Here is a 15,777-nt window from a genome sequence, read left to right on the forward strand (position 1 = left end):
TTTTGACTAGCTCAATAAAAGAAATCAGACCATGTTTGAAATTAATCCGGTAAATAATCGCATTCAGGACCTCACGGAACGCTCCGACGTTCTTAGGGGGTATCTTTGACTATGACGCCAAGAAAGAGCGTCTGGAAGAAGTAAACGCCGAGCTGGAACAGCCGGATGTCTGGAACGAACCCGAACGCGCACAGGCGCTGGGTAAAGAGCGTTCCTCCCTCGAAGCCGTTGTCGACACCCTCGACCAAATGAAACAGGGGCTGGAAGATGTTTCTGGTCTGCTGGAACTGGCTGTAGAAGCTGACGACGAAGAAACCTTTAACGAAGCCGTTGCTGAACTCGACGCCCTGGAAGAAAAACTGGCGCAGCTTGAGTTCCGCCGTATGTTCTCTGGCGAATATGACAGCGCCGACTGCTACCTCGATATTCAGGCGGGGTCTGGCGGCACGGAAGCACAGGACTGGGCGAGCATGCTTGAGCGTATGTATCTGCGCTGGGCAGAATCGCGTGGTTTCAAAACTGAAATTATCGAAGAGTCGGAAGGTGAAGTGGCGGGTATTAAATCCGTAACGATCAAAATCTCCGGCGATTACGCTTACGGCTGGCTGCGTACAGAAACTGGCGTTCACCGCCTGGTGCGTAAGAGCCCGTTTGACTCCGGCGGTCGTCGCCACACGTCGTTCAGCTCCGCGTTTGTTTACCCGGAAGTTGATGACGATATCGATATCGAAATCAATCCGGCGGATCTGCGCATTGACGTTTATCGCGCGTCCGGCGCGGGCGGTCAGCACGTTAACCGTACCGAATCTGCGGTGCGTATTACTCACATCCCGACCGGGATCGTGACTCAGTGCCAGAACGACCGTTCCCAGCACAAGAACAAAGACCAAGCCATGAAGCAGATGAAAGCGAAGCTTTATGAACTGGAGATGCAGAAGAAAAATGCCGAGAAACAGGCGATGGAAGACAATAAATCCGACATCGGCTGGGGCAGCCAGATTCGTTCTTATGTCCTTGATGACTCCCGCATTAAAGATCTGCGTACCGGGGTAGAAACCCGCAACACGCAGGCCGTGCTGGACGGCAGCCTGGATCAATTTATCGAAGCAAGTTTGAAAGCAGGGTTATGAGGAACCAACATGTCTGAACAACACGCACAGGGCGCTGACGCGGTAGTCGATCTTAACAATGAACTGAAAACGCGTCGTGAGAAGCTGGCGAACCTGCGTGAGCAGGGGATTGCCTTCCCGAACGATTTCCGTCGCGATCATACCTCTGACCAATTGCACGCAGAATTCGACGGTAAAGAGAACGAAGAACTGGAAGCGCTGAACATCGAAGTCGCCGTTGCTGGCCGCATGATGACCCGTCGTATTATGGGTAAAGCGTCTTTCGTTACCCTGCAGGACGTTGGCGGTCGCATTCAGTTGTACGTTGCCCGTGACGATCTGCCGGAAGGCGTTTACAACGAGCAGTTCAAAAAATGGGACCTCGGCGATATCCTCGGCGCGAAAGGTAAACTGTTCAAAACCAAAACCGGCGAACTGTCTATCCACTGTACCGAGCTGCGTCTGCTGACCAAAGCACTGCGTCCGCTGCCGGATAAATTCCACGGCTTGCAGGATCAGGAAGCGCGCTATCGTCAGCGTTATCTGGATCTCATCTCTAACGATGAATCCCGCAACACCTTTAAAGTGCGCTCGCAGATCCTCTCTGGTATTCGCCAGTTCATGGTGAACCGCGGCTTTATGGAAGTTGAAACGCCGATGATGCAGGTGATCCCTGGCGGTGCCGCTGCGCGTCCGTTTATCACTCACCATAACGCGCTGGATCTCGACATGTACCTGCGTATCGCGCCGGAACTGTACCTCAAGCGTCTGGTGGTCGGTGGCTTCGAGCGTGTATTCGAAATCAACCGTAACTTCCGTAACGAAGGTATTTCCGTACGTCATAACCCAGAGTTCACCATGATGGAACTCTATATGGCTTACGCAGATTACAAAGATCTTATCGAGCTGACCGAATCGCTGTTCCGTACTCTGGCACAGGATATTCTCGGTAAGACGGAAGTGACCTACGGCGACGTAACGCTGGACTTCGGTAAACCGTTCGAAAAACTGACCATGCGTGAAGCGATCAAGAAATATCGCCCGGAAACTGACATGGCGGATCTGGACAACTTCGACTCTGCGAAAGCGATTGCTGAATCTATCGGCATCCACGTTGAGAAAAGCTGGGGTCTGGGCCGTATCGTTACCGAGATCTTCGAAGAAGTGGCAGAAGCACATCTGATCCAGCCGACCTTCATTACTGAATATCCGGCAGAAGTTTCTCCTCTGGCGCGTCGTAACGACGTTAACCCGGAAATCACAGACCGCTTTGAGTTCTTCATTGGTGGGCGTGAAATCGGTAACGGCTTTAGCGAGCTGAATGACGCGGAAGATCAGGCGCAGCGCTTCCTGGATCAGGTTGCCGCGAAAGATGCAGGTGACGACGAAGCGATGTTCTACGACGAAGATTATGTCACCGCACTGGAACATGGCTTACCACCGACAGCCGGTCTGGGAATTGGTATCGACCGTATGGTAATGCTGTTCACCAACAGCCATACCATCCGCGACGTTATTCTGTTCCCGGCGATGCGTCCGGTAAAATAAGCATTACGTTATGCTCACAACCCCGGCAACCGTCGGGGTTTTTTATTTAAGCTGGGTAAATGCAGATAATCGTTTTCTGGCTTCGCGATTTGTCGCCTGCATCACCATCCACGGACTGAACGCCCACGGCGTAGCATCAATACCGCGTAAAACCGCTGCTAAATCACACCATTGATAATCCATCACTTCATCATCGTTGATCTGTAACGCACTGGTCGTGCGTGCGGCAAATACCGGACACACTTCATTTTCCACAATGCCATTCGGATCGGTGGCGCGGTAGCGAAAGTCAGGATAGATAGATTCAGGAGGCGTAATTTCTACGCCAAGCTCATAACGGCAACGGCGGATCACCGCCTCTTCGTTGCTTTCTCCCAGTTGTGGGTGCCCACAAACCGAGTTAGTCCACACGCCAGGCCACGCTTTTTTGCTAAGGGCGCGGCGGGTAACTAATAATTGCCCTTTGGCATTAAACAGCCAACTGGAAAACGCGAGATGTAAGAGGGTGTCTGCCGTGTGTGCGGCATACTTTTCCAGCGTACCCGTGGGAACTCCCTGTGCATTCAATAAAATGACGTGTTCCGTTTGCATAATTTCTCACATGTAATTCTGATCACTCATCATTATAGATAATAGAAGAGTGAAATGATTAACCAAGTGAGCGTTTATCGACAACCGCCCGTTTTGAGCGGATGTCGACAGGTAAAAACCATTTAAAAAAGCAGCATCATATATTTGAAGCGACTTTCAATGGCCATTGCAACACAATCAGAAATGACAGGAATAGAGAGAGTAAAAAGCAACAGCAGACTGAATATAGCGCGCATTAAAAGATTCATATTATTCTCCATGCTCATTTTTCTTCAGCTTGCGCATCAGAAGCCACATACGTACTGTCCTGACTTTTAAATCTTTATCAGAGACGGATTCCTTCACCAGGTCAGCATGATGCTGGTAGCCATTAAAGAAGACGTTCAGCACAACGGCGCTAAGGGTTGCGAGCATAATGCCGCTATGCAGCAACGGTTGCAGTACGGCCGGTAACTTAGAAAAGAAATCGTGAGAGAGCGTTGGCGTCATGCCAACACCGAGACTGATCGCCACAATATAGAGGTTGTAACGGTTAGTGGTGTAGTTACAGCGCGACAGAATTCGAATCCCTGTCGCCAGTACCATGCCGAACATCACCAGCCCCGCGCCGCCCAGCACAAATTGCGGAATCGAGGCCACCAGCACCGCCATTTTGGGCACCATGCCGAACAGGATCAAAATGATACCGGAAGCAATGCACACCCAGCGGCTATGAACGCGCGTCACGCTAACCAGGCCAACGTTTTGAGAAAATGACGTGTGGGGGAAGCTGTTAAACGTTCCGCCTATCATTGTCCCTACACCATCGACACGCAGCCCGCGAATAATATCGTGTGAAGAGAGTTTACGACCGACTATTTCACCCAGTGCCAGGAACATCCCCATCGACTCGATAAACACGATGATTAACACGGCAGTCATGGTCAGAATGGAAACGGGATCGAAAATCGGCATACCAAATGACATCGGCGTGACAATCGCAAACCATGAAGCATCATGTAGCCCGGATAAATTGACTTCATTCATCATCCACGAAAGTAAAAAACCAAATACAATCCCCAGTAATACGGCGACGTTGGACATAAATCCTTTCGCATAGCGAGTAATGAGCAAGATAAAAATTAAGACGGCAAAGGAGATACCTAAATAAACGGGATTACCATATTGCGGATTCCCTTTACCTCCGGCGGCCCAGTCAATACCCACCTGAATGATGCTAAGCCCGATAGAAGTAATAACCACACCGGTAACCAGTGGCGGGAATAAAGGCATCAAGCGACCGATAAGTGGCGCTAATAATGTGGTGATAAAACCCGCGGCGATAGTGGCACCGAATATCCCCAGCAGGCCGATATCCGGGTTCATACCAATAGCTATCATTGGTGTTACAGCGGCGAAGGTCACCGACATAATCACCGGCAGGCGGATCCCCATAAAGCGGCCGATACCGATACATTGCAATAATGTGACGATCCCGCAGCAAAAGAGATCCGAGCTGATGAGCATCGCAATAGCTTCTTTTGATAGGCCGAGTCGGTCACCAATCATAAGAGGAACAGCGACTGCACCTGCGTACATGACAAGGACGTGTTGCAGACCGAGTATGATCAGCTTTCCTGGTGATAATATGCGGTCAACCTCATCAGTTGGGCGGTCTTGCCCAGAAGATGAGGGAAGTTGGGAATCTATGGCGCTCATCAGTGTTTCTCCTTTCGCCCGCCAGAGTAAAAAGCAACCGTTTATGTTCATGAAACTGTCTAAACACATGCTCGTGGAGTGCCAGTTTTTGCGAGGAAGGGGAGTTAGAGACAGGAATTGCGGAGGCAATCACATAATCGTGGTTAAACCACGAAAATGAGAAGAGAACCTGACAATGGAATTATCTGTAATTTTCTCATATTGATATTTCATTAATCATTCTGGCATGTCGCACTCTCGCATTTAATCGTTTTTATCTGGATAGCATTCTTTTGATCGGCAATGTTGAAATAATGAAAGCGGCATAGATTGAGGGGCAATAATTTGAACTCAGTTGCAAAATTATAATTAAAACGGTCATGCTACCTAATATATGCCCGTTTATTGCATCGCGAAATTTGAGAAGACATAACTCATTAAATGAAAGGGATGCAAATGAATAAGTTTATCGCTGCTGAAGCTGCGGAATGTATAGGCTGCCATGCTTGTGAAATTGCCTGTGCGGTGGCACATAATCAAGAAAACTGGCCGCTGAGTCACAGTGACTTTCGACCGCGTATCCACGTTGTAGGGAAAGGCCAGGCTGCGAATCCGGTGGCCTGCCATCACTGCAACAATGCCCCTTGCGTTACGGCTTGTCCGGTTAATGCTCTGACTTTCCAGTCTGATAGCGTACAACTGGACGAGCAAAAATGTATTGGTTGTAAAAGATGCGCAATCGCTTGCCCCTTTGGCGTCGTTGAGATGGTCGATACGATTGCACAGAAATGCGACCTTTGTAACCAGCGCAGTTCCGGCACGCAAGCCTGTATTGACGTCTGCCCAACACAGGCGTTACGGCTGATGGACGATAAAGGGTTGCAGCAGATAAAGGTGGCCCGCCAGCGCAAAACGGCAGCAGGAAAAGCGTCATCAGACGCTCAGCCATCTCGCAGTGCAGCGTTGCTCCCCGTTAACTCGCGTAAAGGCGCAGATAAAATTTCAGCGAGTGAACGGAAAACCCACTTTGGCGAAATCTATTGCGGGCTGGATCCACAACAAGCGACTTATGAGAGTGACCGCTGTGTTTATTGTGCCGAAAAAGCTAACTGCAACTGGCATTGTCCGCTGCATAACGCTATTCCGGATTACATCCGTCTGGTACAGGAAGGAAAGATTATTGAAGCGGCAGAACTTTGCCACCAGACCAGTTCCTTACCCGAAATCTGCGGCAGGGTATGTCCACAGGACCGTCTTTGTGAAGGTGCATGTACTTTGAAAGATCACTCTGGCGCAGTCTCTATCGGTAATCTGGAACGCTACATCACCGATACTGCGCTGGCGATGGGCTGGCGTCCCGATGTCAGCAAAGTTGTTCCCCGTAGCGAAAAAGTGGCGGTGATTGGCGCTGGACCTGCAGGATTAGGGTGTGCTGATATTCTGGCGCGCGCGGGAGTTCAGGTTGATGTCTTTGATCGCCATCCAGAAATTGGCGGTATGCTGACTTTTGGCATTCCTCCTTTCAAACTCGATAAAACGGTATTAAGCCAGCGGCGAGAGATATTCACCGCAATGGGAATCGATTTCCATCTCAACTGTGAAATTGGCCGCGATATCTCTTTCAACGAATTAACGGCGGAATATGATGCTGTTTTCCTCGGCGTGGGGACTTACGGGATGATGCGAGCAGATCTGCCGCATGAAGATGCGCCTGGTGTCATTCAGGCGTTACCGTTCCTGACCGCCCATACCCGCCAGCTCATGGGATTGCCGGAGTCTGCAGAGTATCCGCTGACGGATGTGGAAGGTAAGCGAGTTGTGGTATTGGGCGGTGGCGATACGACAATGGATTGTTTGCGGACTTCCATCCGCCTTAATGCTGCCAGCGTGACCTGTGCGTATCGTCGTGATGAAGTCAGTATGCCGGGTTCGCGCAAAGAGGTGGTCAATGCCCGCGAGGAAGGTGTTGAGTTTCAGTTCAATGTTCAGCCGCAATATATCGCTTGTGATGAAGATGGACGCTTAACGGCGGTGGGCCTGATTCGTACCGCTATGGGTGAGCCGGGGCCGGATGGCCGCCGTCGTCCTCGTCCGGTTGCGGGTTCAGAGTTTGAATTGCCCGCCGATGTTCTCATTATGGCCTTTGGTTTCCAGGCACATACCATGCCGTGGTTGCAGGGCAGCGGAATTAAACTCGATAAATGGGGCCTGATTCAAACCGGCGACGTCGGGTATTTACCCACCCAGACGCATCTGAAAAAAGTCTTTGCTGGTGGTGATGCAGTTCATGGCGCAGATCTGGTTGTCACTGCAATGGCCGCAGGAAGGCAGGCGGCGCGCGATATGTTAACTCTGTTTGATACGAAGGCATCGTGATGAAATCGTTAATTATCGTTAATCCGGCTGACTGTATTGGCTGCCGTACTTGTGAAGTGGCCTGTGTGGTCGCTCACCCTTCAGAACAGGAGTTGAATGCCGATATCTTTTTACCCCGGCTGAAGGTACAACGGCTGGATAGCATCAGTGCGCCGGTGATGTGCCATCAGTGTGAAAACGCCCCTTGTGTTGGCGCTTGTCCCGTGGGGGCGCTGACGATGGGCGAGCAGGTGGTGCAGGCAAATTCTGCCCGTTGTATTGGCTGTCAGAGTTGCGTCAGTGCGTGCCCGTTTGGAATGATCACCATTCAGTCATTGCCGGGGGATACCCGGCAACAAATCGTGAAATGCGATCTCTGTGAACAGCGGGAAGAGGGGCCAGCCTGCGTTGAATCTTGCCCGACACAGGCGCTGCAGTTGCTGACTGAAAGAGAACTCAGGCGAGTCCGCCAGCAGCGTATTGTTGCCAGCAGTGAGAATCCTCTGTGAAAGAAATCTCCGCGCTGAAAGGCGCGGAGAATCTATTAGATTGCCCAACCACCCGCGTAAAACGCGACCAGTGCGGCAGTAATGATCACCGTACCAATATTCAGCTTTTGCCATTCGCGCGCAAAGACGCGACCCACCACCAGTGTTACAAAGCCCAGCATAATACCGGTAACGATATTACAAGTCAGAACGATGAACACGGCACACACCAGGCCAGCCATTGCGTCAATAAAATCGTTGAAATCCAGCTTCGAGACGTTGCTTAACATCAGCAAACCCACGTACATCAGTGCGGGAGCTGTGGCATAACCGGGGATCAGAAACGATAACGGTGATAAAAACAGAATCATCAGGAACAACACACCAACCACGGTTGCGGTTAAACCGGTTTTCCCCCCGGCGGCGGTTCCTGCCGCTGATTCGATATAAACCGCCGCGGGCGCTGCGCCCACCAGGCCGGAGAATATTGAACTTACTGAGTCACTGGTCAGGGCTTTGCCGCCGTTGATGATCTGGTTGTCTTTATCCAACAAATTCGCCTGACCGGCGACGGCACGGATGGTGCCAGTGGCGTCGAACACTGCGGTCATCACCAATGCCAGTACACTCGGAAGTACAGTTGGCTGGAGTGCGCCCATAATATCGAGGCTGAAAATCAGAGACTTACCATCTTCGCCAGTCAGGCTTGGCATCGCCACCAGACCGTGGTACTTCACCGCTGGGTCAAAGATTAAGCCGATGATCGAAATTGCAATAATCACCAACAAGATCCCGCCGGGTACGCGGCACTTTTCCAGACCGAAGATGACCGCCAGCCCCAGTAAGCTCATCATCACCGGGAAGGAGGTAAAGGCACCGAGCGCCACTGGCAAGCCTTCAATCGGGTTTTTTATAACCATTCCCACACCGTTAGCAGCAATCAGCAGCAGAAACAGGCCGATACCGATACCTGTACCGTGAGCGATCCCCATCGGCAAATTACGTAAGATCCAGGTACGCACACCGGTTACGGAAATAGCGGTGAAGATGACGCCCATCAGAAAGACTGCGCCCAGTGCGACAGGAACGCTAATTTGTTGCCCGAGTACCAGACTGAATGCGGTAAACGCCGTCAAGGAAATAGCGCAACCAATCGCCATTGGCAAATTGGCCCATAACCCCATCAGCAACGAGCCGAAGCCCGCGACCAGACAGGTGGCAACAAACACAGCTGCGGGAGGAAAACCTGCTTTGCCCAGCATTCCCGGAACGACGATAACGGAATAAACCATGGCCAGAAAGGTCGTTAAGCCAGCCAGTACTTCCTGACGAACGGTACTGCCACGAGCGGTAATTTTAAAATAATTATCCAGCGCGCCCTGTGGCTTTGGTGCGTCCGGTGTTTGTAGGATGTCTCCAGACATAATGATGTCCTCACGAGGATGTTAAAGTTTTATTATTAGTTGCGTTCGTACACCAGACGACCATCAACGTAGGTGCGGTAGATCGAACGGTCATCGCCCAACGTCATCATCACGAACAATTTGTCGACTAAAGAAACAGAGTTGTCATAGCGCAGCTGCTGTAGCGGAGTGGCAGTGGGTTCCATCACCACGAAATCAGCCTCTTTGCCAGGTAAAAAGTTGCCAATCAAATCGTCAAGGCCCAGAGATTTCGCTCCGCCGAGCGTGGCCAGGTAAAACGCTTCATATGCCGAGAGGCGATAGCCTTGTAATTGCAATACCTTGTAGGCTTCGTTCAGCGTTTGCAGCATGTTAAAAGTTGTTCCGGCACCGATATCCGTTCCCATGCCCACTTTGACTTTCTTCTGCCATGCTTTTTTCAAGTTGAATAAGCCGCTGCCGAGGTAAAGGTTGGAGGTCGGACAGAAAGCAATGCTGGATTTGGTTTCGCTGAGACGATCCCACTCTTTTTCTTCGAGATGGACGCAGTGAGCAAAGACGCAGTTTTTACCGGTCAGGCCGTACTGATGGTAAACATCAAGATAACCATCATGGTCAGGATAAAGCGATTTCACCCAGGCAATTTCATCTTTGTTTTCACAGAGATGGGTATGTACCCATGTATCCGGATATTCTTCTTTCAGGCGTTGCGCCATCGCCATCTGTTCAGGAGATGAGGTAGGGGCGAAGCGTGGCGTAATCGCATACAACAGACGACCATTTTTGTGCCAGCGTTCAATCAGTTCTTTGCTTTGGTGATAGCTGCTTTCGGCAGTGTCGAGCAGATAATCCGGTGCGTTTCGGTCCATCATCACTTTACCGGCAATCATACGCATATTGATATGACTGGCGGCTTCAAACAGCGCATCAACGGATTGTGGATGAACAGTGCCAAACACCAGCGCCGTGGTGGTTCCGTTACGTAAAAGCTGCTTGATGAAGAACGCCGACATCTCGCGGGCGTACTCTAAATCCTCATAACGACGTTCAGTAGGGAAGGTGTGTTTATTCAACCACTCCAGCAATTGTTCACCATAGGCCCCCACCATTTCACTTTGCGGATAATGGATATGTGTATCGATAAAGCCCGGTACTATCAGTTTGCCGCGATAGTCGCGCACGCGAATGGTGTCAGGAATTTGATGCTTTCCGTCTTCCCATTCGCCAAACCATTCCACTTTTCCCTGTTTAATGAGTAATAAACCATCCTCAATAAACCGCAGCGCAGAGGCAATTTCTTCCGGGTTATCGACCGTACGGGTGACATCAATAAAACTGCCTCGTACCGCTTTTAACGTGTGTTCTCCTGACATCATTGACTCCTTTACTGTTAATCCATCTCTTCCGCTGAGGTAATACCAGGCAGAACGTTTTCCTGTCGGTAGCCACCAGGGAGGATAATATTTAATAAAATCGCAGTTAACCCGCCAGCACAAATAGGGTTTTCAACTAATACATAAATAGAGGCTGGCAATATTTTAAAAATTTCGGGATCGTAGGAGACGCCAAGTCCTAAACCTAAAGAAGTGGCGACAATAAGTGTTTCTCGGCGCTTTAAACCGTTGGTGATGATGATGCGAATCCCTGCGATGGCAATCATGGAAAACATCAACGTCATTGCGCCTCCCAGAACTGCCGAGGGAATGGTCGTAAAAAAGCCGCCAATCATCGGAAATAAGCCGAGGATAACCAGCATTACCGCGATGGTTCGCCCGACATAACGTGAAGCGACGCCAGTCATCTGAATAACCCCATTATTTTGCGCAAACGTGGTTAATGGTAATGAACCGACAGCGGAGGCGATAACAGAAACCAGACCATCTGCCAGCACGCCGCCTTTCAGTCGGGACTGATACTCTTCCCCCTGAATGGGACGGCGGGAAACCATTGCCGTGGCGGTGATATCGCCGACAGCTTCCAGCACGCTAAGCAGATAAATCGTGCCAACCACCAGGAACTGATGGAAGCTAAAACTAAAGCCGTATTTGAACGGATGCGGGATGGTGATTAACGGCAAATTGCGCATACTGCTGAAATCCACCATGCCCAGGCATAACGATGCGATATAGCCGACACATAGCCCAATGGCGATCCCACCCATGCGTAGCAACGGACTGCGGCAGCAGTTAAAGCCGATCACCACAATCAAAACCAATAAGCCAACGCCGAGATGTTCGTAATTGCCGAACGTACCGCTGCTTTTGGCTGCAAATCCTCCACCAAAATCAATAATGCCGACTTTAATCAGGCTTAAGCCGATCATCAGCACCACAATGCCGCTGACGGTAGGCGTAATAACCCGACGTAAATAGGGCAGGATAAAAGAAGAGCCGACAACCAGAAATGCGCCAACGAAGGAGACGCCGAGGAGCGACGACATGATTAACTCTTCGTGAAAACCGTCGCTTTTCATGCTGCTGCCCAGCGCAATCATGACCGTAACAAATGAAAAATTGACTGACTGAATTGAAAGTAAACCAGAACCGACGATGCCGTAGCGGTTTACTTGTAACCAGGTACCAATACCAGAGGCGATCATCGCCATAGAAACAAGATAGGCAGTTGTTTCAGCGGAAAGCTGTAAGGCCGCACCCACGATTAACGCGGGGGTTACCATCGGAACGAAAATTGCCAACAGATGGGTAATGGCACCTACGAGAGCCTGATGAAAGGGAGGGCGATCCTCCAGTTCAAATATAAGGTCAGAACCTGCATGGTTTATATCAGACATCCCTTCACTCCTTTTAAAGTAAATTTGATCATCTGAATTAGTAAAATAAATTCCCACGAATTTGGGGCGCAGGACGCCTTGAGAACGGCTTATCTCATTTTCGCAGTCACTATTTAGTCATCGTTCAAACAGAGAAACAGGCCGCCGAAGCGGCCATTTATTACTTATATTTTTTCCAGCGCGGTGAGTATTTTCTCCGGTGTGAAATGCCATTCGCGTAACCAGATGCCGCAGGCATCGTGAATTGCGGTAGCAATCGCCGGAGCGGCGCCATTTACACCGATTTCCGAGATCGATTTCGCCCCGAATGGGCCGACTTTATCGTCGCTCGGCACCAGCACAGCGCGGAAATCACGCGGAATGTCACCAATTTTCGGTGCGCCGTAACTGCGTAAATCACGCGTTAACGGGTGACCTTCGGCGTCATAAATGATCTCTTCGCTCATACTGTGGCCGATAGCACGCAGGGTGGCACCGTAGATTTGTCCCAGCGCTAACTCTGGATTGACCGGTGTACCGCAGTCCAGCAAGGCGTAGAATTTATCCAGGCGGATTTCACCCGTACGCGTGTTGACGGCAACTTCAGCGAAGTTTGCGCCATACGGGAAGGCGAAATCAGGCGTGATATAACTGCCAGTTCCCACCAGTGAACCAAAGCCGGTGCCGGTTTCGCCTTTATGGGCTATCTCTCCGAAACTAACTTCGCCTTTCTTGCCGCGAACGACGCCCGGCGTTGCTAGTTGAACATCTGCCACTGGCTCACCCAACATTTGCGCGCCGTGGAACAGGATTTTCTCCCGCAGATTTTCCGCTGCCAAACGCGCAGCGTTACCCGAGAAGCAAGTACCGGACGAGGCATATGCGCCTTTATCAAACAACGCATGATCGGTATCACCGGAGATAACATGCACGTCCTGCGGGGGGCAGTGCAGCACTTCTGCTGCCAGTTTCGTCACCACAGTATCCAGGCCAGTACCAATATCCGCACCGCCAGAATGAACGATAAAGGTACCGTCTGATTCCAGTTTGATCATGCAGTTAGCCTGATCGATATCTGGGATCCCTGATTTCTGCATGATAATGGCGACGCCGCGACCGATGTGCCAGTCACCGTTTTGTGGTTTTGGTGAAGACCATTGGATCATCTCGCGACCCTGACGCAGGATCTCTTCCAGTGCGCAGCTGGCGGCGGAAGGAACGGAGGTCGGCGCTTTACCTTCACCGATTGCACCGAGAATTTTCAGCTCTTGCCCTTCGTGTACCCGGTTACGTTCGATAATTTCCAGTTGGTCGATCTGTAACTGTTCAGCCAGTTCCGCTAATGCCATGGTGATAGCGAAGTTACCTTTCGGTGCGCCATAACCCTGATAAGCACCATTTGGGCAAATGTTGCTGTAGTAGGTGGTGACCTGGAAATCGACGTTATCGCATGGATATAACGGCAGCGACAGCGCCGGTCCGTTACACGGTACGGTGAGTGAGTGGTTACCGTAAGGGCCAGTGTTGGCGCGGAAATCCATCTTCACTGCCGTCAGGCGACCATCTTTTTTCGCGCCCAGTTTGACGGTGACTTTCGCTACGTGACGAGAGGTGTTAGCAATAAACTCTTCTTCACGGGTGTAGCGGAAAAGTACCGGACGCCCGGTCACGCAAGTTGCCCAGGCGCACACTTCTTCCAGCAGGATGTCCTGTTTAGAGCCAAAACCGCCGCCTACACGTTCTTTAATGACATGAACTTTATGTTGTTTCATGCCCACGAGGCGCGCGACCTGGCGGCGTAAGTGCCATGGTACCTGGGTGGAGGCGTGGATCACCAGACGATCGCCGTCCATACGGGTAAAGCAGATATGTGTTTCAGTCGGGCACTGCTGCGCCTGCGTTGAGTTATAGGTTCGCTCAATGATCACATCGGCATCGGCAAAGCCTTTGTCCATATCGCCAATATGACCATGAATACTGGCAGCGATATTTTTGCGTGGGCGAGAACCGATCGGGAAGTTGATGATCATATGCTCGCCGCGCTGGGCTGCATGGCTGTTATCATCTTCCAGAGTATCTGGCGCACCAGCAACATACACCACCGGTTCATCGTGCACGACAGGCGCATCTTCCGCCATTGCCTCGTCAATCGACATTACCGGCTTAAGCACTTCATATTCAACATCGATGAGCTTCAGTGCTTCGAGCGCAATGTCTTCACTTTCGGCTACTACCGCAGCAACGCGATCGCCGACGTGACGCATTTTCTTGCCGAACATACGGCGGTCAAGCGGTGATGGTTCCGGTGCGCTCTGACCACCCGGGGTATAGTAAATATCCGGGCAATTCAGGTGAGTAATAACGTGAACGACGCCCGGTAAGGCTTCAGCTTTGCTGACATCCAGATGAGTAATCAGTGCGTGAGCGTGTGGGCTACGTAACATTTTAATGACGCAGGCGTCAGCCGTTACGCGGTCTTCAACATAGCAGGGTTTTGCCTGCACCATTTTCGCGGCATCAGTTTTAGGATAATGCTTGCCAATGACTTCAAGGTCGTCACGGAAAGTCGGAGCGATATCAATGGTGGCCTGCGGATTATTTTTACGTGCAACCGCCAGTTCAATGACCTGATAGTATTGCTGCCAGCCAGCATCGCGGCTAAACAGACCTGAGAGCGCGTCGTCGATCTCTTCGCGGGTAGGTGCGTCGATGCGATCGAGAAGATCGGTGATAATCAGAGCCGCAGCTGGATCGTTATAACCAGACTGCACCACGCCAACATCAACCATGGCCTGTTGAACCAGACTTAACTCGTTCCATTTGCCCAGAGATTCTGCGGTACGAATATCTGCCTTCTCTAACTGTGCGGCGATAAGCAAGGACGCGTTAACGATATTACCGTTAAAGATAATTGCGTCAGAACCGGCAAACCCAAAACCATCATCACTGTTGCGTACAGAGTGCATTCCCATGTTAAACAACAGCTTTTGCACGTTTTCGCCTGGATTAACGGTTAGCTCCTGAGGCGCGCCATTTAAAGTAAAGTGGATGATCATACGGCTTCCTCCCCAGCCTGTTGGCAGTCGGCATACAGGTCGGCTACCAGAACTCCCGTGATATAGCGTTTATAGGCCACGCTGCCCCGCAAATCTTCCTGCGGGAAAATGGCGTTGGCGACAGCCTGTTCAAGTGCATTGCCTTCCAGATTTTGAGTTTCAACATCATGCAGACGCAGTGCTTTACTGGCTACGCCATCCAGCGCAATTCGCATACCGTCGTGGTCTGTTATTGCAACGGCTGCCGTCACGACGGTTAAACCTGCCTGAGAACGGCTAATTTTGCGAGTCGCACAGGTGCGATACGGATCTTTAATGATAATTTCGGTTAACAGGCGATCGCATGGGCAGGCCAGGTAGTCCTCGATTGACAGCGTTTCGCCGTTGCCAAAAACCAGTTCAGCATCCAGTGCCAGCAGGACGGGAAGCAGCACCGACTCTTCCTGCCGGGCGGCGATTTCACCACCAATGGTCGACTGATTACGAACATGGCGTGAGTAAACAAAACCGAGGGCTTCACACAGTGCTGCAGGAATAAATCGCGCATCACGCAGTGGCTGCAAGCGAGACATTGCGCCAATTCGTAGTGCACCGTTATCCCAGTCAATCCAGTCCAGCTCCAGATCCTGCAAGGAAATGGCAATCTTTTTATCGGTACGGGTTGGTGTAGCGTTGAGTTTGCTGCCCCCGGCGAACCAGACGGCTTCATCCTGGTAGCGGCGCTTCAGTTCCAGCGCCTGTTCGACTGAGTCGGGTCTGAAAAATTGTTCAATCATCGTC

13 protein-coding genes are annotated in these 15,777 nt (G+C 51.0%); 5 read left to right on the forward strand and 8 right to left on the reverse strand.

The window, feature by feature from the left end; genetic code table 11:
• The first annotated feature begins 31 nt into the window (after positions 1-31).
• A protein-coding gene (gene prfB, locus EAS44_RS05465; protein ID WP_001701073.1) for a peptide chain release factor 2 occupies positions 32-1,130 on the forward strand; the annotation gives its coding sequence in 2 pieces (ribosomal slippage) (positions 32-106 and positions 108-1,130; 1,098 coding nt in all).
• Between the two features lie 9 nt (positions 1,131-1,139).
• Complete coding sequence (gene lysS, locus EAS44_RS05470) at positions 1,140-2,657, forward strand: lysine--tRNA ligase (protein ID WP_000003071.1); 1,518 nt, start codon at positions 1,140-1,142, stop codon at positions 2,655-2,657.
• 42 nt (positions 2,658-2,699) lie between these two features.
• Here the strand turns inward: lysS and idi are convergent, their stop codons facing one another.
• Positions 2,700-3,248: an isopentenyl-diphosphate Delta-isomerase gene (gene idi, locus EAS44_RS05475; protein WP_001192798.1), complete on the reverse strand. Its 549-nt coding sequence runs from the start codon at positions 3,246-3,248 to the stop codon at positions 2,700-2,702.
• Between the two features lie 54 nt (positions 3,249-3,302).
• Between idi and EAS44_RS05480 the strand changes: the two genes are divergently transcribed.
• Complete coding sequence (locus EAS44_RS05480; RefSeq protein ID WP_120795390.1) at positions 3,303-3,374, forward strand: protein YqfH; 72 nt, start codon at positions 3,303-3,305, stop codon at positions 3,372-3,374.
• Here EAS44_RS05480 and yqfG read toward each other — a convergent pair.
• Positions 3,371-3,496 (reverse strand): protein YqfG, encoded by a 126-nt coding sequence (gene yqfG / locus EAS44_RS05485; RefSeq protein WP_001050745.1) that lies wholly within the window; start codon positions 3,494-3,496, stop codon positions 3,371-3,373. The two genes, EAS44_RS05480 and yqfG, sit on opposite strands and share 4 nt — an antisense overlap.
• A gap of 1 nt (position 3,497) precedes the next feature.
• Positions 3,498-4,946, reverse strand: coding sequence for a urate/proton symporter UacT (uacT, locus tag EAS44_RS05490; protein ID WP_001363024.1), 1,449 nt, complete (start codon positions 4,944-4,946; stop codon positions 3,498-3,500).
• A gap of 435 nt (positions 4,947-5,381) precedes the next feature.
• Between uacT and ygfT the strand changes: the two genes are divergently transcribed.
• The gene (gene ygfT / locus EAS44_RS05495; protein ID WP_001363023.1) at positions 5,382-7,301 is read left to right on the forward strand and encodes a formate-dependent uric acid utilization protein YgfT; all 1,920 of its coding nucleotides are present in this window, start codon (positions 5,382-5,384) and stop codon (positions 7,299-7,301) included.
• Complete coding sequence (gene ygfS, locus EAS44_RS05500; protein ID WP_000838415.1) at positions 7,301-7,789, forward strand: 4Fe-4S dicluster domain-containing protein; 489 nt, start codon at positions 7,301-7,303, stop codon at positions 7,787-7,789. Before ygfT ends, ygfS begins: the two co-directional genes overlap by 1 nt.
• A 35-nt stretch (positions 7,790-7,824) precedes the next feature.
• Here the strand turns inward: ygfS and ghxQ are convergent, their stop codons facing one another.
• The 5 genes from ghxQ to ygfM form a co-directional block, all read right to left on the reverse strand.
• Positions 7,825-9,192, reverse strand: coding sequence for a guanine/hypoxanthine transporter GhxQ (gene ghxQ / locus EAS44_RS05505; protein ID WP_000012167.1), 1,368 nt, complete (start codon positions 9,190-9,192; stop codon positions 7,825-7,827).
• 35 nt (positions 9,193-9,227) lie between these two features.
• Positions 9,228-10,544 carry a guanine deaminase gene (gene guaD / locus EAS44_RS05510; RefSeq protein ID WP_001296347.1) on the reverse strand — a complete coding sequence of 439 codons (1,317 nt, stop codon included), beginning with the start codon at positions 10,542-10,544 and terminating at the stop codon, positions 9,228-9,230.
• A 17-nt stretch (positions 10,545-10,561) separates the two neighbouring features.
• On the reverse strand, positions 10,562-11,962 hold the full coding sequence (gene xanQ, locus EAS44_RS05515; protein ID WP_001280192.1) for a xanthine/proton symporter XanQ: 1,401 nt from the start codon (positions 11,960-11,962) through the stop codon (positions 10,562-10,564).
• A gap of 164 nt (positions 11,963-12,126) precedes the next feature.
• A complete protein-coding gene (gene xdhD, locus EAS44_RS05520; protein WP_000583654.1) occupies positions 12,127-14,997 on the reverse strand; it encodes a molybdopterin-dependent oxidoreductase Mo/Fe-S-binding subunit in 2,871 nt (956 codons plus the stop codon).
• Entirely contained in the window at positions 14,994-15,773 is a 780-nt protein-coding gene (gene ygfM / locus EAS44_RS05525) for a molybdopterin-dependent oxidoreductase FAD-binding subunit (RefSeq protein WP_000572439.1), read from the reverse strand. The genes xdhD and ygfM overlap by 4 nt, the downstream gene beginning before the upstream one ends.
• Positions 15,774-15,777 lie beyond the last annotated feature (4 nt).

Source organism: Escherichia coli DSM 30083 = JCM 1649 = ATCC 11775 (genome assembly GCF_003697165.2).
Lineage (GTDB): Bacteria > Pseudomonadota > Gammaproteobacteria > Enterobacterales > Enterobacteriaceae > Escherichia > Escherichia coli.

Excerpts from the sequence above, each read along its gene's own strand:
- lysS (WP_000003071.1), top strand. The coding sequence starts at position 1,140 with ATGTCTGAACAACACGCACAGGGCGCTGACGCGGTAGTCGATCTTAAC.
- idi (WP_001192798.1), bottom strand. The coding sequence starts at position 3,248 with ATGCAAACGGAACACGTCATTTTATTGAATGCACAGGGAGTTCCCACG.
- yqfG (WP_001050745.1), bottom strand. The coding sequence starts at position 3,496 with ATGAATCTTTTAATGCGCGCTATATTCAGTCTGCTGTTGCTTTTTACT.
- uacT (WP_001363024.1), bottom strand. The coding sequence starts at position 4,946 with ATGAGCGCCATAGATTCCCAACTTCCCTCATCTTCTGGGCAAGACCGC.
- ygfT (WP_001363023.1), top strand. The coding sequence starts at position 5,382 with ATGAATAAGTTTATCGCTGCTGAAGCTGCGGAATGTATAGGCTGCCAT.
- ygfS (WP_000838415.1), top strand. The coding sequence starts at position 7,301 with ATGAAATCGTTAATTATCGTTAATCCGGCTGACTGTATTGGCTGCCGT.
- ghxQ (WP_000012167.1), bottom strand. The coding sequence starts at position 9,192 with ATGTCTGGAGACATCCTACAAACACCGGACGCACCAAAGCCACAGGGC.
- guaD (WP_001296347.1), bottom strand. The coding sequence starts at position 10,544 with ATGTCAGGAGAACACACGTTAAAAGCGGTACGAGGCAGTTTTATTGAT.
- xanQ (WP_001280192.1), bottom strand. The coding sequence starts at position 11,962 with ATGTCTGATATAAACCATGCAGGTTCTGACCTTATATTTGAACTGGAG.
- xdhD (WP_000583654.1), bottom strand. The coding sequence starts at position 14,997 with ATGATCATCCACTTTACTTTAAATGGCGCGCCTCAGGAGCTAACCGTT.
- ygfM (WP_000572439.1), bottom strand. The coding sequence starts at position 15,773 with ATGATTGAACAATTTTTCAGACCCGACTCAGTCGAACAGGCGCTGGAA.